At 66.6% G+C, this 18,275-nt stretch carries 14 protein-coding genes; 2 read left to right on the forward strand and 12 right to left on the reverse strand.

Going from position 1 to position 18,275, the window contains the following annotated elements:
- Nucleotides 1-100 precede the first annotated feature (100 nt).
- The 5 genes from waaA to AC56KW_RS02455 form a co-directional block, all read right to left on the reverse strand.
- A complete protein-coding gene (gene waaA / locus AC56KW_RS02435; RefSeq protein ID WP_497169138.1) occupies nt 101-1,387 on the reverse strand; it encodes a lipid IV(A) 3-deoxy-D-manno-octulosonic acid transferase in 1,287 nt (428 codons plus the stop codon).
- 8 nt (nt 1,388-1,395) lie between these two features.
- Nucleotides 1,396-2,376: a lipopolysaccharide heptosyltransferase I gene (gene waaC, locus AC56KW_RS02440; RefSeq protein ID WP_497169139.1), complete on the reverse strand. Its 981-nt coding sequence runs from the start codon at nt 2,374-2,376 to the stop codon at nt 1,396-1,398.
- A gap of 10 nt (nt 2,377-2,386) precedes the next feature.
- The gene (locus AC56KW_RS02445) at nt 2,387-3,769 is read right to left on the reverse strand and encodes a phosphomannomutase/phosphoglucomutase (RefSeq protein WP_497169140.1); all 1,383 of its coding nucleotides are present in this window, start codon (nt 3,767-3,769) and stop codon (nt 2,387-2,389) included.
- A 265-nt stretch (nt 3,770-4,034) separates the two neighbouring features.
- Nucleotides 4,035-4,346, reverse strand: coding sequence for an H-NS histone family protein (locus AC56KW_RS02450; protein WP_497169490.1), 312 nt, complete (start codon nt 4,344-4,346; stop codon nt 4,035-4,037).
- A 101-nt stretch (nt 4,347-4,447) separates the two neighbouring features.
- Nucleotides 4,448-5,542, reverse strand: coding sequence for an MraY family glycosyltransferase (locus tag AC56KW_RS02455; protein ID WP_497169141.1), 1,095 nt, complete (start codon nt 5,540-5,542; stop codon nt 4,448-4,450).
- Nucleotides 5,543-5,843: 301 nt separating this feature from the next.
- Here AC56KW_RS02455 and AC56KW_RS02460 point away from each other — a divergent pair, with 301 nt between their 5' ends.
- On the forward strand, nt 5,844-6,692 hold the full coding sequence (locus AC56KW_RS02460; protein WP_497169142.1) for a symmetrical bis(5'-nucleosyl)-tetraphosphatase: 849 nt from the start codon (nt 5,844-5,846) through the stop codon (nt 6,690-6,692).
- On the opposite strand, the gene AC56KW_RS02465 is transcribed toward AC56KW_RS02460, so the two are convergent.
- From AC56KW_RS02465 to AC56KW_RS02490, 6 genes are read right to left on the reverse strand one after another with little or no spacing between them, the layout of a single operon-like run.
- Complete coding sequence (locus AC56KW_RS02465) at nt 6,689-7,420, reverse strand: lysophospholipid acyltransferase family protein (protein ID WP_497169143.1); 732 nt, start codon at nt 7,418-7,420, stop codon at nt 6,689-6,691. The two genes, AC56KW_RS02460 and AC56KW_RS02465, sit on opposite strands and share 4 nt — an antisense overlap.
- A 54-nt stretch (nt 7,421-7,474) precedes the next feature.
- Nucleotides 7,475-8,758, reverse strand: a complete 1,284-nt coding sequence (locus tag AC56KW_RS02470) for a dihydroorotase (protein WP_497169144.1) — start codon at nt 8,756-8,758, stop codon at nt 7,475-7,477.
- A complete protein-coding gene (locus tag AC56KW_RS02475; protein ID WP_497169145.1) occupies nt 8,755-9,729 on the reverse strand; it encodes an aspartate carbamoyltransferase catalytic subunit in 975 nt (324 codons plus the stop codon). Before AC56KW_RS02475 ends, AC56KW_RS02470 begins: the two co-directional genes overlap by 4 nt.
- The gene (pyrR, locus tag AC56KW_RS02480) at nt 9,713-10,240 is read right to left on the reverse strand and encodes a bifunctional pyr operon transcriptional regulator/uracil phosphoribosyltransferase PyrR (protein ID WP_497169146.1); all 528 of its coding nucleotides are present in this window, start codon (nt 10,238-10,240) and stop codon (nt 9,713-9,715) included. The genes AC56KW_RS02475 and pyrR overlap by 17 nt, the downstream gene beginning before the upstream one ends.
- A complete protein-coding gene (gene ruvX, locus AC56KW_RS02485) occupies nt 10,227-10,631 on the reverse strand; it encodes a Holliday junction resolvase RuvX (RefSeq protein WP_497169147.1) in 405 nt (134 codons plus the stop codon). Before ruvX ends, pyrR begins: the two co-directional genes overlap by 14 nt.
- Nucleotides 10,632-10,645: 14 nt before the next feature.
- Nucleotides 10,646-11,302 (reverse strand): YqgE/AlgH family protein, encoded by a 657-nt coding sequence (locus AC56KW_RS02490; protein WP_497169148.1) that lies wholly within the window; start codon nt 11,300-11,302, stop codon nt 10,646-10,648.
- 193 nt (nt 11,303-11,495) lie between these two features.
- Here AC56KW_RS02490 and AC56KW_RS02495 point away from each other — a divergent pair, with 193 nt between their 5' ends.
- Nucleotides 11,496-12,971: a cryptochrome/photolyase family protein gene (locus AC56KW_RS02495; protein ID WP_497169149.1), complete on the forward strand. Its 1,476-nt coding sequence runs from the start codon at nt 11,496-11,498 to the stop codon at nt 12,969-12,971.
- A 15-nt stretch (nt 12,972-12,986) separates the two neighbouring features.
- Here the strand turns inward: AC56KW_RS02495 and AC56KW_RS02500 are convergent, their stop codons facing one another.
- Nucleotides 12,987-18,272: a hybrid sensor histidine kinase/response regulator gene (locus tag AC56KW_RS02500; protein WP_497169150.1), complete on the reverse strand. Its 5,286-nt coding sequence runs from the start codon at nt 18,270-18,272 to the stop codon at nt 12,987-12,989.
- Between the last annotated feature and the right edge of the window lie 3 nt (nt 18,273-18,275).

The raw sequence follows: 18,275 nt of genomic DNA on the forward strand, positions 1-18,275 counted from the left end.
GCGACGGGCTTCCCTGTGCCGACCGGCCTCGGGTGATTTAACGACAACATGGCGCATCCCCTTTTGTTTTGTACCGTGCAGATTGGAATGGTATCAAAACCTACCGGATATACCGTTGCACGAGTTCAACAGTGCGCAGGGTCGCGCCGCGGTGGCGGTTGGCGAAAGCCAGCGCCTTTTCACCCATCGCCACCCGCGCCGTCCGGTCGCGCAGCAGGCCTGCCGCCGCCGCCGCCAGGGCGTCGGCATCAGGCAGCCGCAGTGCGGCGCCGTCGCCCACGGCTTCATTGGTGGCGTCGAGGAAGTTGAAAGTGTGTTGGCCCACCAGCACCGGTTTGCCCAGCGCGCAGGCTTCGATCAGGTTCTGGCCGCCCAGCGGCAGCAGGCTGCCGCCGATATACGCGCAATCGCAGGCGGCGTAATAGGCGAACATCTCGCCCATCGAGTCGCCCAGCAGCACGTCGGCGCCCTCCACGCCGTGGTCGAGATCGAGTTGCGAACGCCGCGCCAGCGTCAAACCGCGCGCCGCGGCCAAGAAAGCGACTTCGTCGAAACGCTGCGGATGGCGCGGCACGATCGCCAGCAGCGCGCCGGCCGGCTTGTCCGCCAGGCGCTGCCAGGCGTCGAGGATCAGCGCCTCTTCGCCTTCACGGGTGCTGGCGCACAGGAATACGGGCCGTTCCGGGCCGCCGGAGCGGATGCGGCTGCGCAGCCAGTCGCCCTTTTCCAGCGCCGCCGCTGGCGGCGTCACGTCGAACTTGACGCTGCCGGTGACCACCACGTTCGGCGCGCCGAGCGAGCCTATACGCTCGGCGTCCGCTTGGGTCTGGGCCGCGACCAGCGTGAAGCCGCGCGCCGCCTCCAGCATCACGGCGCCGGCCTTGCGGCCCCGCTTCAGGGATTTCTCGGACAGGCGGGCATTGGCCAGGACGACCGGCACGCCCTGCTGGTTACAGGCGCGGATCAGGTTGGGCCAGACCTCGGTCTCCATCAGGATGCAGGCGCGCGGGCGGTGACGGCGCAGGAAGCGCCGCGTCATCGCCCCTGTATCGTACGGCAGGTAGCTCTGCACCACGCGCTCGCCGTGGTGGGCGAACAGCGATTTGCCGGTGGCGCGGCCGGTCGGCGTCATATGGGTCAGCAGGATGCGGCAGTCGGGATAGGCGGCCAGCAGCGCATCGATCACCGGTTCGGCGGCGCGCGTTTCGCCGACCGAGACGGCGTGCACCATGATCGTGAAGCGTCCGGCCGGCGCCGGGCCGCCGAGGGCCAGGCGTTCGCCCCAGTGCTCGCGATAGCCCGGCTCCATGCGTCCGCGCCACCACAGGCGGCCCAGCACGACCGGCAATGCGAGCCACCACAGGCCGGAGTACAGCGTGCGATTCATGCCTTGTCCTATGCCAGTTCCAGCAACCGGCGTGCGGCTGCCAGCACCTCGTCGACGGATGGCGGCGCACCCAGTTCGCCAAGATTGACGATGCGTTCGGACCAGTTGCCTTCGGTCTTCCACTTCGGCGAATCACAATAGATTTCGATCGTCGGCCGCATGAAAGCGGCGGCGATGTGGGTCAGGCCGGTGTCGACGCCCACCGCGAGCCGCGCATGCTGGGCCAGCGTCACGGCGTCCATCATCGACAGCCTGGGCAGCACGCGCGCGTTCGGCATGCCGGCGGCCAGCGTCTCGGCGTCGATGCGTTCGGCTTGCGAACCCCAGGGCAGCAGCACCGGCATCGGCGCCAGCGCGTTGCCCAGCGCGATCCAGTTGGCGTCGGCCCACTTCTTGGCCGCGCGCGCCGTGCCGTGGAAGAACACGGCGTAATCTTCATGTGGCAGGAAATCCGGCCGCGCCGCCGCATCCGGCGCCGGCAAGCCGAAGTCGGGCGCCGTGTCGACCGGATAGTCGAGCGCCGCCCCCGCCACCAGCCGCCCACGCGCTACCGCGTGCGTGCGCGGGCTCAGGGGAATGCTGTCGGTGTGGAAGATGCGCGAGATGCCTTCATAGCCCGAGCCTTCGCTGCCGTTGGCCAGGCCGACTTTCTTGCCGCCCTTGCGGATGCGGGCGGCGCCCATGATGATGCCGGTCTTGAGCAGGCCCTGGGTGTCGAACACATAATCGTATTCTTCTTCGCGCAGCGTACGGAAGAAGCCCCTGATCTCGGCCCGTGTTTCCGTATTTCCGAGGCTCTTGCGCCAGCGCCGCAAGGCCCAGGGGATGATCTTGCGCACGTGCGGATTCAGGCGCACCAGGCTCACATACCCCTCCTCCACCACCCAGTCGACGGTGGCGCCCGGATGGCGGCGCAGCAGGTCGGCCACCATCGGCAGGTTGTGCAGCACGTCGCCCAGGGACGACACGCGCACCAGCAGGATTTTCAAGCGAAGGTCCTTAGAAAGGCAGTTCGGCGTCCGGCTTGGCGGCCAGGATCACGCTCTTGAATTCGCCCTGGATGCGCGCCAGCGCTTCCGGATTCTCGCCTTCGAAACGCAGCACCACGACCGGGGTCGTGTTCGACGAACGTGCAAGGCCGAAGCCGTCCGCGTACTCGACGCGCAGGCCGTCGATGTCGTTGATCTTTTCCGAGGTCGGGAAGGTGGCGTCACTGCGCAGCTTGTCGATCAGGGCGAAGTTCTCGCCTTCCTGCAGGTGCAGGTGCAGTTCCGGGGTGCTGCTGGCGATCGGCAGGCCGTTGAGCAGCGCCGTCGGGTTCTGGCCCTTGGTCAGGATCTCGAGCATGCGCGCGCCGGCGTACAGGCCGTCATCGAAGCCATACCAGCGGTCCTTGAAGAAGATATGGCCGCTCATCTCGCCGCCCAGCGGCGCGCCGGTTTCCTTCAGCTTGGCTTTCACCAGCGAGTGGCCGGTCTTCCACATCAGCGGGCGGCCGCCGTTCTTCTCGATGTACGGCGCCAGGTGACGCGTGCACTTGACGTCGTACAGGATCTCGGCGCCCGGGTTGCGCGACAGGACGTCGGCCGCGAACAGCATCATCTGGCGGTCCGGGAAGATGATCTGGCCATCCTTGGTGACGATGCCGAGGCGGTCGCCGTCGCCATCGAAGGCCAGGCCGATCTCGGCGTCGGTCTCTTGCAGGGCCTTGATCAGGTCTTGCAGGTTTTCCGGATGGGCCGGGTCCGGGTGGTGGTTCGGGAAGGTGCCATCGACTTCGCAGAACAGCTCGACGACTTCGGCGCCCATGCCGCGGAACAGCTCGGGGGCGAAGGCGCCGGCGACGCCGTTGCCGCAGTCGACCGCGATCTTGATCGGACGCGCCAGCTTGACGTCGCCCACGATGCGCTCGATGTAGGCGGCGCGGATATCGTGCGTGCTGTAGTGGCCGCGCTGGTCGGCGATCTTGCCGTCATAGGCGGCGATACTGTCGTGCAGGGCGGTGATGGCGTCGCCGTAGATCGCCTCGCCGGCCATGACCATCTTGAAGCCGTTGTAGTCGGGCGGGTTGTGGCTGCCGGTAACCATGATGCCCGAACGGGTATCCAGCACATTGGTACCGAAATACACCATCGGGGTGGCGACCATGCCCAGGTCGATCACGTCGACGCCGGCGTCGCGCAGGCCATCGCTCAGGGCGGCGGTCAGTTCCGGCCCCGACAGGCGGCCGTCGCGGCCGATCACGACCTTGCGCTCTCCCTTGGCCAGTGCGGCGCTGCCGAACGCGCGGCCGATGTGGCGCGCAATGCCCGCATCCAGCGTCTTGTCGATGATGCCGCGAATGTCATAGGCCTTGAAGATCGTTTTTGAGAGAGCAACCATGTTCTTCCTTGGAATTCTTGAGGGCATGCAGCGGTCTTGCTCGACCGTGGACAGCGCCGGATGTTGGAGGAATGATAAAAAAATTGCTTGCTATTGTACCGGCAAGCGCTGGCCCGTGGGAATGGCGCGCGGATGATGGGTAATGCGGGGAATTGCGTGATGTGCGGCTGGAGAGGGGCAGCAGCTTGCCGGCGCCGGCGTTGCGAAAGTGAGGTTCCGCAATGCCCTGCGCCACGCTCTGGCTTAAGCCAGAGCCGGGAAATGCTTAAACGCGCAGGTCGTCGATCGACTTGCCGCCTTCGACCCATTCCTTGACCCACTTTGGCTGGCGGCCACGGCCGGTCCATTGCAGGTTGGAATCGTCTGGGTGGCGATAGCGCACGGCGACGGTGGCGCCTTTCGAACCGCGGCCAGTGGTGGCCATCAGGTCTTTCAGCGGCATGCCGACGCTTTGGGCGATGGCCAGGATTTGTTCGCGTGCTTTTTGCACTTCCTGGACTTCACGCTTCTTCATCTCCTGCTTGATTTGCTCTTGCAGGTTGCGCAAATCGCCTACGGACATATTCGACAGATCCATCATCGTTCCTCGTTCGTTAAAAATTAAATGCAGATTCAGCAATTACCGAATCTAGTGAATTCTCACTAAATGTCGCAATATAATACAACAATAAACCTTGCTCAGTCTTTCTTGCTAAAAAAAAGCCACCGGGGAGACTTGAATCGAACAATACGGCCATACAACCAGAGGTAACTGATTATGAACAACAAACAGAAGAACATCAGGGCCGTGGTGTTTTTCCAGAACACCGTTGCCGGTATCACCGCCAGGAGTGAAAAGAGCCATAAATAAGGGGAAGTCCGTGCATTGCGCTTCATCAATGCCCGTGCTTCTCGTGGCCCTACCGTCCATTGCACGATACGGCGGAATATCAAACTGTGCAGGTGAATACCATCGGGCATCGTGGGCGACTTACCGCGCACAAACATGCGGCGATAAGCGGAGAATATCGTTTCGAAAGCCGGATAAATCAGTAACAGCGCCGCATACCAGGTCGAGACGCCCGGATTGCGCATCACCAGCAGCAGCGCCAGTTCGCCCAGCAGGAATCCAAGGAAATACGCGCCGCCATCGCCCAGGAAGATCAGGCCTACCGGGTAGTTCCAGATCAGGAAGCCCGCGGTGGCGCCGGCCACGATCAGCGCGGCCACCAGCACGAACATATCGCCCACCTGCAGCGCCACATACGACAGCGACAGCAGCATGAATACGCTGATCACGCCCGCCAGGCCATTGAAACCGTCGATGATGTTGATGGCATTGGCGATGCCCGCCACCGCCAGCATCGTCAAGGGCAGCACGATCCACACTGCCTCGATCGGGACCACGGTCCACGGCAGGTCGAGCCGGCCGACGCGGGCGTCGAGCAGCCAGTAGCCCAGCGCCGCCGCGATCATCGTCAATACCAGCCGGCGCAGTGGAGACACGCGGCCGGTGTAATCCTCGGCGATGCCGCCCGAGAGTGCGATGGCGGCGCAGGCAATCAGGCTGGCGAGCCATCCCATCATTTGCGGCTCGCGCAGGATCGATATCCCGGAGGCCACCACCACCGCGAGGAAAATCGGAATGCCGCCGATACGCGCGACGACATGCGAGTGCACTTTCTGCACACCGCCAAAATCGCCATCGAGCCCCAGCCCATGTTTTCGCGCGGTCTTGATTACCAGCAGCGTCAGCAATGCGCAGGAAAGGAAGCTCACGAAAAACGAGAACATTATTGTTTTCTTTCGATGCCTGTATGTGGAGCCCAGCTGGCAGCGGCTGGCAAATGGACGGCCATGGCGCGCTATTCATGAAGGAAAGCCGGATTCATTGTACCGGAATGGAAGGGCAATTCCGGACGCACGTATTAAGCGCGTTCGCAGTGTTGGAAGTGAGTCAAGAAACCACCTATTTCACGCATTTTTCAGGCCCGCGGCAACAGCGCGACTCGGCAAATCAGAGGCCACCGCCCGCTGGCGAGTAAAATCATCCGGTATCCGCAATAGACGCTGCTCATCAGCCAAACTCGAGAATATGAAAACCTATGCCATTGGCGACTTGCAGGGCTGCGCGCACGAGGCGCAACTGCTACTGGAGCGCATCTTCGACGAAGCGGGCAATGACGCCCGCATCCTGTTCGTCGGCGACCTGATTAATCGCGGTCCCGATTCGCTGACCGCGCTGCGGCGCATGAAGGCGCTGTCCGAATCGAGCGGCGGCCGTATCGAAGCCCTGCTCGGCAACCACGACCTGCACCTGATCGCGGTGGCCGCCGGCGCCCAGCGCATCAGCCGCTCCGACACCCTCGACGAGATCCTGGCCGCGCCCGACCGCGATGAGCTGGTCGGCTGGCTGCGCCGGCGTCCGCTGGCGATGTTCGTCGACGCCCACCTGCTGGTGCATGCCGGCGTGGCGCCGCAATGGGATGCGCGCCAGACCATGGCGCTGGCCGGCGAGGTCGAGGCCGCGCTGCGCGGCGACGGCTGGCTCGACTTCCTCGCCGCGATGTACGGCAACCAGCCCGACCGCTGGGACGATGGCCTGGCGGGCCATGAACGCCTGCGCTGCATCGTCAACGCCCTCACCCGCATGCGCCTGTGCGCGCCGGACGGCACGATGGACTTCGAGCATAAGGAAAGCGACGCCGGCCCGGCCGGCACCGGCCTGCTGCCATGGTTCGACTTGCCGGGACGCGCGACCCAGGACGTGACGGTGGTGTTCGGCCACTGGTCGGCGCTGGGACTGGTGCAGCGGCCGAATTTGATCGGGCTCGATAGCGGCTGCGTGTGGGGCGGCAAACTGACGGCGGTATGCCTGGATGACCGCACCTTGCTGCAGGTAGACTGTCCCGAATACCGGGAACACGGCGGCAAGAAGCGTTAAATCTTCACTGCCGTGGCCACCGCGTCCTGCGCCGCCAGCGCCAGCTCGCGCCGGTGCGCGCCGCTACTCTCGAGCGGCGCCAGGCAGGCCAGGCGCGCCGTCACGGGCGGGCCCTGCAGGATCCGCAGCAGGCTGTCGACGAACGTCGTGTCGCCCACGTATTCGATCGACGGGTGCAGGCCGCCACGCGCGTCCACGTACGACAGCGCGTACGGCTGCACCGGCACGCCGGCATCGATCGCGGCCTCGAACAGGTTGGCGTGGAACGGCAGCACCTGGCCCTGCAGGCCGGTGGTCCCTTCCGGGAACAGGGCGACCCGCTCTCCCGCCTGCAGCACCTCGACCAGGCCCTTGAACACATGGCGCAGCTCGCGCCGGTTGCCGCGCGCGATGAACACGGTGCCGGCACCGGCCGCCAGCCAGCCCATCACCGGCCAGGAGCGGATCTCGGCCTTGGCCACGAAGCGGCACGGGTCGAGCGCATTGATGACGAAGATGTCGAGCCAGGACACATGGTTGGCCACCACCAGCGCGTGTTCGAGCGCCGGCACGCCGCCGGCATGCTCGACGCCGACCCGGCACAGGCGCAGCAGGCGGCGCGACCAGCCGCGCGTCAGGCGCGATCGCAGCGCCGAGGAAGCAAAAGGGAAAACCAGCGCGCAGGTCGCCAGTCCTTCGCACAGATGGATGGCGACACGCGCGAGGCGCCAGGCAAGCCGGATCTTCAAGGTAGTGAAAACGAAGCGGACGGCGGCTTCATGAAAGCGCACCGTCCCGGTGGATCAGCGCTGGTACGCCACGCGACCGCGCACGATGGTGGCCCTGACCTGCCCGGCCAGTTCATAGCCGAGGAAAGGCGTGTGCTTGCCCTGGCTGGCCAGGGTCTTGCCCTCGACCTTCCAGCGCGCGGTCGGATCGAACAGCACCACGTCGGCCGCGGCGCCCACGCCCAGGGTGCCAGCTGGCAGGCCGGCGATGCGGGCCGCGTCGTGCGTGATGCGGCTGAGCGCCAATGGCAGCGCCTTGCCGGCGTCCTGTTGATCCTCGGCCCACTTGAGCGTGAGGCTGAGCAGCAGTTCCAGGCCGGTGGCGCCGGGCGAGGCTTCGCCGAACGGCAGCAGCTTCTCGTCATCGTCGACCGGGGTGTGGTCGGAGCAGACCGCATCGACCGTGCCATCGAGGACGGCGGCGCGGATCGCATCGCGGTCGCGCTGGGCGCGCAGCGGCGGCGTCAGGCGCGCGTTGGAATCGAAGAAGCCGATGTCGGCGTCGGTCATGTGCAGGTGGTGTACGCCAACATCGACGCTGACGTCCAGTCCTTCCTTCTTGGCGGCGCGGATCAGGTCCAGGCCGGCGGCGGACGAAATGCGGCACAGGTGCACGCGCGCGCCGGTGGCGCGCATCAGTTCAAAGATCGTGTGCAGCGCGATGGTCTCGGACATCACCGGCACGCCCGACAGGCCCAGGCGCGACGCCAGCGGGCCGCTGTGGGCCACACCGCCGCGGCCGATGTGGGCGTCTTGCGGACGCAGCCACACGGTGTAGCCGAAGGTCTTGGCGTACTGCATGGCGCGCAGCAGCACATTGGTGTCGAGGATCGGTTCCTCGGCCTGGGCGAAGCCGATGCAGCCGGCTTCGGTCAGTTCTGCCATTTCGGTCAGCGCCTGGCCCTTCAGGCCGACGGTCAGCGCGCCCAGCGGGTGCACATTGGCCTGGTCCACGATGCGCGCGCGGTGCTTGAGCATCTCGACCAGGCCCGGCTCGTCGAGCACCGGGTCGGTGTCGGGCGGGCACACGAGCGTCGTCACGCCGCCCTGCATCGCGGCCTGCAGCTCGGATTCGAGCGTGGCCTTGTATTCGTAACCCGGCTCGCGCAGGCGCGCCGACAGGTCGACCAGGCCGGGAGCGACCACCAGGCCGCTGGCATCGATGCTGCGGTCGGCGGTGAAGCCATCGGGCGCGGTGCCCACGGCGGCGATCCTGCCGTCGACGATGTACAGGTCTTGCGTGGCGTCGATGCCGTTCGCCGGGTCGATCACTCGCCCGTTCTTGATATGAAGTTTCATGCGTGGGTTCCTGCCAAAATGCTCATCACCGCCATCCGTACCGCGATCCCGAAGGTCACCTGCGGCAGGATCACCGCCTGGCTGCCGTCCGCCACCGCCGAATCGATCTCGACGCCGCGGTTCATCGGGCCCGGGTGCATCACGATCGCGTCCGGTTTCGCCAGCGCCAGGCGCTCGGGCGTCAGGCCGTAGCTCTTGAAATATTCTTGCGCCGACGGCAGCAGCGCACCGCTCATGCGCTCGTTCTGCAGGCGCAGCATGATGATGACGTCGACATCCTTCAAGCCTTCATCCATGTTGGTGAAGGTGCGCACGCCCATCTGTTCCAGACCGCCCGGCAGCAGCGTGTGCGGACCGATGGCGCGCACTTCGGGCACGCCCAGCGTGGTCAGGGCGTGGATGTCCGAACGCGCCACGCGGCTGTGCAGGATGTCGCCGACGATGGCCACGCGCAGGTTCGTGAAGTCTTTCTTGTAGTGCCGGATCGTGTACATGTCCAGCAGGCCCTGGGTCGGGTGGGCGTGGCGGCCATCGCCGGCGTTCACGACGTGCACGTCCGAGCGGGTGCGGTTCAGGTGCTGGGCGATCATGTACGGCGCGCCCGACTGCGAGTGGCGCACCACGAACATGTCGGCATGCATCGCGGCCAGGTTGTCGATCGTGTCGAGCAGCGATTCGCCCTTGGTGGTCGACGAAGCCTGGATATTCAGGTTGATGACGTCGGCCGACAGGCGCTTCGAGGCGATCTCGAAGGTGGTGCGGGTGCGCGTCGAGTTTTCGAAGAACAGGTTGAACACGCTCTTGCCGCGCATGAGCGGGACTTTCTTCACTTCGCGGTCGGAGATGCCGACGAAGCTCGATGCGGTGTCGAGGATGTGGTCGATGTGCGACTTCTTGAGTCCCTCGATGGTGAGCAGGTGCTGCAGCTCGCCGTTCTTGTTCAGTTGCGGGTTGTTAAGCAGGATCGGCATTGTCTTCTTCGATGGTCAGCGAGAGTTGGCCTGTTTCATCGCGCTGCAGGCACAGCGACTGGTTTGCCTCGAGCGAGGTGCGGACGCCGACAAAATCTGCCGCCACCGGCAGTTCGCGCCCGCCGCGGTCGGCCAGCGCGGCCAGTTTGATGCAGGCCGGCCGACCGTAGTCGAACAGCACGTTGATCGCGGCGCGCGTGGTACGGCCCGTTTGCAGCACGTCGTCGACCAGCACGATGGTCGCGCCATCGACCGCGAAGCGGATATGGGTCGGCTTCACGTCAGGGTGCAGGCCCTTGCGCGCATAGTCGTCGCGGTAGAACGACACATCGATCGAGCCCAGGCGGGCGGTCAGGTCGAGGTCGCGCGCGAGCCGTTCGGCCAGCCAGGCGCCGCCGGAATGGATGCCGACGATGGCGGCATCCTGGACGCCGTCCAGGCCCGCGCGGACCTGGCCCAGCAACTCGCGGTACAGCGCCTCCGCGTCGAGGTTGAGGTTAGTTGTTGGCATTAGGTGGGGAAAATGCGTCAAAGTATTGTTGCAAAATAATGGCGGCCGCCTTGTCGTCGATGACCTGGCCACGCTTCGAGGCGATCACGGCCGAGGAATAGCGTTCGTCGACCATGTCCACCGGCAGGTTGAAGCGGCCATGCAATTGGTTGGCGAAGCGGCGGCTGCGCAGGGTCATGTCGTGCTCGGCGCCGTCGCGATGGCGCGGCTCGCCGACCACCAGGCGCGCCGGCGACCACTCGGCGATCAGTTCGCCGATGATCTTGAAGCGGGTGGCGTTGTCGATGGCGGAAATGACGCGCAGCGGCTGTGCCTGCCCGGTCAGGGTATTGCCCATGGCGATGCCGATCCGCTTGACGCCGAAGTCGAAGCCGAAAACGATATCAACCATGCAAGTACGGCGATTTACGCATGTCCGGCTTCAGTGGCGAGCATGAAGGGGTCGATACCCAGCAGTTTGATGGCGGCGTTGTAGCGCTCTTCGATCGGCAGTTCGAACAGCACGCGCGCGTCGGCGCCCACCGTCAGCCAGCCGTTGCGCGAGATTTCTTCTTCGAGCTGGCCGGGGCTCCAGCCGGCGTAGCCGATCGAGACCAGCATGCGCGCCGGACCGCCGCCGCTGGCGACAGCTTCGAGCACATCGATCGACGTCGTGAAGGCGACGTCGTCGGTGACGGAGAGCGAGGATGAATAGCGACCGCCCGGCGAATGCAGCACGAAGCCGCGGTCGTCCTGCACCGGGCCGCCGAACATGATCGGTTCATCGACCACGGTCGCGCGCAGGCCTTCGGCTAGCTTCAGGTCGACGCGGTCGAACAGCGTTTCCATTGTCATGTCGGTCGGTTTGTTGATGACCACGCCCAGCACGCCCTTGTCGTTGTGCTCGCAGACATAGACGACAGTGCCGCCGAAGATCGGGTCCTGGATCGATGGCATGGCGATCAGGAAGTGATTCGCCAGGTTCAGTCCGGATGCTGCCGGGCCGGCCTTGGCGAGGGGTTCGTCCTGCTCCCGGGGCATGCCCGGCATCGGTAGAGTTTTGCCAACTTTGGTCTTTTTCATACGGATACTCTCAAAAGGCGCACTCTCGCGTTAACACTTCGATGAACGACTGCCGAGGTTCTGCAGCACAACGTTACGCTTTTCCCTAGTTTACACCTATTTGGTCCAGGGACCCTCGGAACCATCGCGACATCGATACCACGGCCCGATGCTGGGCAGTAAAATCTGTTCCCGCCTTGACCCTGCACATGTGATGAATTTGAGCAATTCTTTAGTCTGGTTCCGCCGCGATCTGCGCGCTTTCGACCATGCCGCCCTGCACCATGCCCTGCGTTCGTCGCAACAGGTGTACTGCGTTTTCGTGTATGACACCGGCATCCTCGACGGGTTGCCGCGCGATGACCGCCGCCTGCGTTTCATCCACGCGAGCCTGGCCAGCCTGGATGCGGAGCTGCGTCGTTTAGGAGGCTACCTCATCGTGCGCCACGGCAGCGCCCGGGACGAAATCCTTGCATTGGCGAAAGCGCTGGAAGTCGATACGGTGCATGCCTGTAGCGACTATGAACCGCTGGCGATCGCGCGCGACGCCGAGGTGGCCGAGCAGCTTGCCGCACAAGGGCGCGTCTTTCGTTCGTACAAGGACCAGGTCATCTTCGAAAAAGGTGAAGTGCTGACGCTCTCGGGCCAGCCGTTCTCGGTGTTTACGCCCTACAAGAATGCCTGGCTCAAGCGGCTGGCGGCGCGGCCCGATACGCTCGCGGCGTATCCGGTCGACGCGTACGCGCATGCGTTTGCGGCGCCTTCTTCGCGCTCCGCCTTGCCGGCGCTGGAAGACATCGGCTTCGATTCGGGTGAACCGCCATTGCCGGCTGGCATGGAAGGGGCCGAAGGATTGTTCGAGGCCTTCGTGGCCGACATCGCCGACTATGGCCGCGCGCGCGATTTTCCGGCCGAGGATGGCACATCGCGCCTGTCGACGCACCTGCGCTTCGGCACTACTTCGATCCGCCACCTGGTGCGCACGGCGCAGCAGCTGATGCAGTCGGGCGCCGGCGGCAATGGCGCATCGGTATGGCTGTCCGAACTGGTCTGGCGCGATTTCTATGCGATGGTGCTGGCGCAGAATCCGCACGTGGTCGAGCGTTCGTTCAAGCCGGCCTTCGATGCGGTGCAGTGGGATGACGATGTCGATGCGGATGCGTTGTTCGCGACCTGGTGCGAAGGCCGCACCGGGTATCCGCTGGTCGACGCGGCGATGGTGCAGCTCAATACGACGGGTTTCATGCACAACCGGCTGCGCATGGTGACAGCCAGTTTCCTGACCAAGGACCTCGGCGTCGACTGGCGCCGCGGCGAGCGCTATTTCGCGTTGAAGCTGAACGACTACGACATGGCCTCGAACAACGGCGGCTGGCAATGGGCGGCGTCGACCGGCTGCGATGCGCAGCCGTGGTTCAGGATTTTCAATCCGGTGACGCAGTCGACGCGCTTCGATGCGCGTGGGGAGTTCATCCGGCGTTATCTGCCGCAACTGGGTAGGCTCGACGGCAAGCAGATTCACGCGCCATGGCTGGTGAAAGCCGAGGCGCTGGCCGAGCGCGGCGTGGTGCTGGGGCGGGATTATCCGGCGCCGGTCGTGGACCATGACATGGCGCGCAAGCGCACGCTGGAGCGGTTCGCGGTGGTCAGGAAAACGGTGGCGGCCGACGGGAATGCCGGGGACGATTAAGGCCCGGCCACCCCGTCACGCCACCTCGCGATTCAGCAGCCCGGCAATCGCCGCCAGCAGCACCGGCTCCTGATAAGGCTTGCCGTAGTAGGCATTCACCCCCAGCCCCATGGCCACATTGCGGTGCTTGTCGGCCGTACGCGACGTGATCATGATGATCGGAATATCCCTGGTCGCCTCATTGCCGCGCACATGGCGCGTCAGGTCGAAGCCATCCATGCGTGGCATCTCGATATCGACCAGCATCAGGTCGGGCGCGCCCCGCTTGACCAGGTCCAGCGCCTCGACGCCATCCTTGGCCAGCTGCACGCGATAACCCTCGCGCTCCAGCAGGCGCTGGGTCACGCGGCGCACCGTGAGCGAATCGTCGACCACCATCACGGTCGGCCGCCGGACCTGGCGCGCCACCTCTTTCTTCAGGGGCACCGCCGCCTCGGGCTGCTGCGCCAATGCCAGCGGATCGAGGATCAGCACGATCTCGCCCGAACCCAGCACCGTCGCACCGGCAATGCCCGGCACCCGCGCCAGCTGCGGACCGATATTCTTGACCACCACCTCGCGGTTGCCGAGCACCTCGTCCACGCGCAGCGCGATGCGCAGGCTGGGCCCGTTCAGCACCAACACCGGCGTCGAGCGCTGGGTCGCCGGCCGCTCCTGCTCGTCCTCGCCCAAGAGGCCAGGCAAGGCGTGCAACGCCAGCGCCTCGCCGCCCAGCACGATGCCGCCGGCGTCGATCGCCGCCGCCAGATCCAGCGCGCGCACCTGCTCTACCCGTTCCACCAGCGTCGACGGCACCGCATGGGTGCGCCCGCCCGCCGTCACCAGCACGACTTGCGCGACCGCGAGGGTCAGCGGCAGGGTAATGGTGAAGCGGGCGCCCTGCCCCGGCTCGGACACGATCGCCACCCGGCCACCGAGCGCCCGGGCTTCGGAGCGCACCACGTCCATGCCGACGCCGCGGCCGGCCAGTTCGGTCAGCGTGTCGGCGGTCGAGAAGCCCGGCTCGAAGATCAGCTCGGCCACGTCCTGGTCGGACGCCTCCTCGCCTTCGGCCAGCAGGCCACTCGCCACGGCCTTGGCACGGATGCGTTCCAGGTCCAGGCCGGCCCCGTCATCGCCGAACACGATCATGACTTCGTTGCCATGCTGGCTGACCTGCACCAGCAATTCACCGGTTTCCGCCTTGCCCGCGTCCTGGCGCGCCGCGCGCGGCTCGATGCCGTGCACGATCGCATTCCGCAGCAGGTGCTCGAATGGCGCCGCCATCTGCTCCAGCACGCCGCGATCGATTTCCACGGCGCCGCCGCGGATGTCGAGGTTGACGCGCTTGTCGGTTTCCTTCGCGGTCTGGCGCGCGACGCGGAACAGGCGTTCCGACAAGCTGGCGAACGGCACCATCCGCACCCGCATCAGGTCGCGCTGCAGGTCGCGCGTCATGCGCGCCTGGCTCGCCAGTTCGTCGTTGGCGCCGTCGACCGCACGCGCCAGGCTTTCCTGGAACGAGGCGACGTCGTCGACGCTCTCGGCCAGCATGCGCGTCAGTTCCTGCAGGCGCGTGAAGCGGTCGAATTCGAGCGGGTCGAATTCGCGCTCGCCCGAGATCGACAGGCGTGACGCAATCTGCGACTCGGCCTGCATCTCGATTTCGCGCAACTGGCGCCGCAGGCGCGACACATTGTCCGAGAAGTCGCCCAGCGAGCCCTTGAGCGCGCCCATCTGGTTTTCCAGGCGCGAGCGCGTGATCGATACTTCGCCCGCCTGGTTCACCACGCGGTCGAGGATATCGGCGCGCACCCGCACCAGCGGCGAACGGGCCGGCTCGGCCGGCGCCGGTGCCGCCTCGGCCTGCGCCGTGGTGTGCGGCGCGCCTGCGGCGCGCTGCTGCAACTGTTCGAACAGCAGCAGCGCCGCGTCGTAGTTGGCCAGCAGCTCGTCGAACGCGGTGGCCGGCAAGGTCGAGGTCCCGGCATGGACCATGTTCTCGATCTGCGTTTCCAGTTCGTGCGCGTGCTGGCCCAGACGCATCGCACCGGCCATGCGCGCGCTGCCCTTGACCGTATGCAAGTCGCGCTGCATGCCCTGCGCGATCGCGGTATTGGATGGCTCCTGCTGCCACTGGCGCAGGTCATGGCCGATACGCGGCAGCAGGTCGGCCGCTTCTTCCAGGAACACCGGCAGCAGGTCCTGGTCGATTTCGTCGGCATAGCTGGCGCCTACCAGCTCGGGCTCGGGCTCGGGCTCGGGCTCGGGTCCGGCCTTGTACTCCGGTTCCGGCTCGGGCTGCGCTTGCGCCAGCACCGCTTCATCCGGCGTCACGGCCACGAACCCGGGGTTTGGCAGCGGCAGGTCGGGCTGGGGAACAGCCTGGTCCAGTTCCGGCGCGGCAAACGCGTCGTCGACGAAGGAGTCGAACAGGTCGTCGACCTCGTCCGTCACCGCCCTGTTCTGCTCGCGCACGGACGCCGGGGGCGCCTCGAACGCGGGCGGGTCGGCCAACAGCTGCTCGTAGGCCGCCGTAAACAGCGCGTCGAGCTGTCTGGCCAGCGCCGGGGCGGCCTCGCCATACAAGGCCGCCGCCTGCTGGCTGGCCAGGCGCTCGCGCAGCGCCGCCAGTTGGTCGACCAGGTCGGGCTGGTTCGGGGCCAGCTCTCCCAGGGTGAACACCTGCAGCATCGTGCGCATGCGCGACAGGGTCGCGTCGAACAGGTCGACCTGGCCGTCTTCGAGCTCCGTGCCGGGCGCCGCCAGCTTCTCGAGCGTCGTCTCCAGCGCATGCGCGAGGTCGCGCAAGGCGCTATAGCCGACCGTGGCCGAGGTGCCGGACAGCGTGTGCGCGGCCGTCACCGCATCCTGCACCGATCCGCCATCGAGGCCGCGGCGCAACGCGCCGAAGGCCTGCTCCAGGTTGGCGCACAGCGCCTCGGTTTCGCCCAGGTAGACGTCGTGCAGCGCCTGCGGGATGGCCAGGTCGCCAACGCGCCTGACGCCATCGTCCATGCCCAGCGGCTCGTCGAGCAGCGGGATGTCAGCGAGCGCCGGCGCTTCGATGATGTCGTCCAGCACCAGCGGTTCGGACGCCTGAACGTCATCCGCGGGCGGCTCGAACGGCCCGCCCTCCTGCACCCGCGCGGCGGCCTCGACCAGCGCCGCGCCATCGCGGTCAGGCGTACGCCCGGCGGCCAGTTCGGCCACCCAGGCATCCAGTTCGGCATAGGCGTGGGCCAGCAGCGCCAGCAGGTCGGCGGTGGCCGAGCGGCCGTCGGCCAGCCAGACATTCATCACGCGTTCGATGGCGGCGGCGGTGGCGCCGAAGGCATCCAGGTCCACCATGCGGCTGCTGCCCTTGAGCGTGTGGAAGCTGCGGCGCAGCAGCGTCAAGGTTTCCTGGTTGCCCGGCTCGTCGGCCGCGCGCGGCAGGGTCTCGACCACGAAGGCCAGCACTTCCTGCGCTTCGGCGATGAAGATCCCGAGCAGTTCGGCATCGGCGCCGTCGGCTTCGTGCGCCACGGGAGCCTCATCGGTCTCGACCTCGACCGGGGCTTGCGCCCTGGCCTCGACGAACTCGAACGGCAGCTCGCGCAGCAGGCGCTTGTCGGCGTCGAACGTGAAGCGGCCGCGCGCGGCCTCGCTGTCCTGGGCCAGCAGGTCGGCGAAGAAGCCGAGCGCGCCGATGTTCTGGGCGATATTGTGCAGCGCAGCGTGCTGGCTGGTCACGTCGGCCGCGCTGGAGGACAGCGCGCGCACCGCCTGCTCGACATGGTCGACGGCCAGCACTGCCTGGTCCTGGTCGAGGATGGCGAACGCCCCCTGCAACTGGTGCAGGATCGGCGCCGCCTGGTCGAGCACCTGGCGCTTCGACGGGTCGTCGTAATAATCGTCGAGCAGCTTCTCGATCTGGCGCAGTCCCGTCTTGACCTCGTTCGCCAGCACGGCCACGGTCTGGCCCTGCTGGATCTGGCGCGCCAGTTCGCCCTGCCAGTGCGGGGCGTCGGGCGGGGTTTCGCCGGCGGCCAGCGCCAGCAGGCGCGCGCCGACGGCTTCGGCGTTCTCCGCGAAATCCTCGGGCAATTGGCGCAACTGGTCCAGGCCGTTCTCGACGAACAGCATGGCGGCCGCCATCTCGAGCCCGAACTGGTCGTCGCGGCCCGACTGCACCGAGTCGCTGGCCGCGCGGCCCAGTTCGCGCAGCAGCTGGGCCAGCGCGGGGGCGCCCAGCTTTTCGCTGGCGCCCGCCAGGCGCGCCAGCGCGTCGTTGAAATCGTGCTCGACCTCGGCATTTGGCGTGTCTTCGCCGGCGATGCGGTCCCAGTCCGACTTGGTGCGCGCCAGCGCTTCGCGCGCCTCTTGCAGGGCGTGGCGGTCGAGCTTGCCGTAGCGGCGCTCGGCATAGTCGGGCGGCACGGCGCCGTCCAGGTCCAGGGCCTCGCGCAAGGCACGCGCCTCGGGTCCCGGCGCGCGCGCGGCGGCGATGAAGAACAGCGCGTCGCGCAGCATGGCCTCGGGCGCATCCTGTTCGCCCTTGGCCAGGCGCCGCAACTGCAGGTTGACCTGACCGAACAGCTGCTTGATGTAGAGGTCGCTCTCGACCTGGCCATCGGCCACCACGGTGGCGAAGGCGTGCATCGCCTGCCAGAACACGCGCGCGCGCGCGTCTGTCTGCGTGGCGCCGATCGGCGCGATGGCGGCCGCCAGGTCGGCGGCGTGGATCTGGCGACCGGCGTCATCCCCGGCCTTCAGGTAGGGCAGCAGCGCTTTTTCGAAACGGCCGCGGCAGGCCGCGATATCGGCCCCGCCCGCGCCTTCTGGGGCGGGCAGCGCGGGCAGCGATGACAGGTCGAGCGGCAGCAGGTCGGACGGGTGGACCTTGCGCTCGCCCTGGCGCTCGACCATGTCGCGGTAATACGGGAACAGGCGCGCCGGCTGCTGCGGCATGCCGGCCAGGAGTTCGTCGAGGTATTCGCCCAGGGCGACGAAGGCGTCCAGCACCACCTGCACGCTATCCGGGGTGCATGGCAGCTGCCGGTCCTTGAACCGGTCGAGCACCGCCTCGGCCGCGCCGGTGTACACCCCGACGCTCTCGACGTCGACCATCTGCAGGGCGCCGTGCGCCTGGTGCAGGTGGGTCTTGGCGTGCAGCAGCAGGGTCGGCTGGGCCTCGGGAGCGCGCTCGGCGGCCTCGCGCAGGGAAGTGGACGCGCGCGCCAGGGCGTCGCGGATCTCGCCGATGACCCAGGACAGCGGGCCGGTATCGAAGCTGGTGCGGCTCAGGGGCGCGGTCAAGGTCGGGCTCGGGATAACCATGGG

It is taken from the genome of Telluria sp. RT2P19, from assembly GCF_059685725.1.

What these genes read in the sequence shown, in the direction of transcription:
- AC56KW_RS02460 (WP_497169142.1), top strand. Translation starts at nt 5,844, where the DNA reads ATGAAAACCTATGCCATTGGCGACTTGCAGGGCTGCGCGCACGAGGCG.
- ruvX (WP_497169147.1), bottom strand. Translation starts at nt 10,631, where the DNA reads ATGGTTGATATCGTTTTCGGCTTCGACTTCGGCGTCAAGCGGATCGGC.
- pyrR (WP_497169146.1), bottom strand. Translation starts at nt 10,240, where the DNA reads ATGCCAACAACTAACCTCAACCTCGACGCGGAGGCGCTGTACCGCGAG.
- waaA (WP_497169138.1), bottom strand. Translation starts at nt 1,387, where the DNA reads ATGAATCGCACGCTGTACTCCGGCCTGTGGTGGCTCGCATTGCCGGTC.
- AC56KW_RS02450 (WP_497169490.1), bottom strand. Translation starts at nt 4,346, where the DNA reads ATGGATCTGTCGAATATGTCCGTAGGCGATTTGCGCAACCTGCAAGAG.
- AC56KW_RS02490 (WP_497169148.1), bottom strand. Translation starts at nt 11,302, where the DNA reads ATGAAAAAGACCAAAGTTGGCAAAACTCTACCGATGCCGGGCATGCCC.
- AC56KW_RS02475 (WP_497169145.1), bottom strand. Translation starts at nt 9,729, where the DNA reads ATGCCGATCCTGCTTAACAACCCGCAACTGAACAAGAACGGCGAGCTG.
- AC56KW_RS02445 (WP_497169140.1), bottom strand. Translation starts at nt 3,769, where the DNA reads ATGGTTGCTCTCTCAAAAACGATCTTCAAGGCCTATGACATTCGCGGC.
- AC56KW_RS02470 (WP_497169144.1), bottom strand. Translation starts at nt 8,758, where the DNA reads ATGAAACTTCATATCAAGAACGGGCGAGTGATCGACCCGGCGAACGGC.
- AC56KW_RS02500 (WP_497169150.1), bottom strand. Translation starts at nt 18,272, where the DNA reads ATGGTTATCCCGAGCCCGACCTTGACCGCGCCCCTGAGCCGCACCAGC.
- AC56KW_RS02455 (WP_497169141.1), bottom strand. Translation starts at nt 5,542, where the DNA reads ATGTTCTCGTTTTTCGTGAGCTTCCTTTCCTGCGCATTGCTGACGCTG.
- AC56KW_RS02495 (WP_497169149.1), top strand. Translation starts at nt 11,496, where the DNA reads ATGAATTTGAGCAATTCTTTAGTCTGGTTCCGCCGCGATCTGCGCGCT.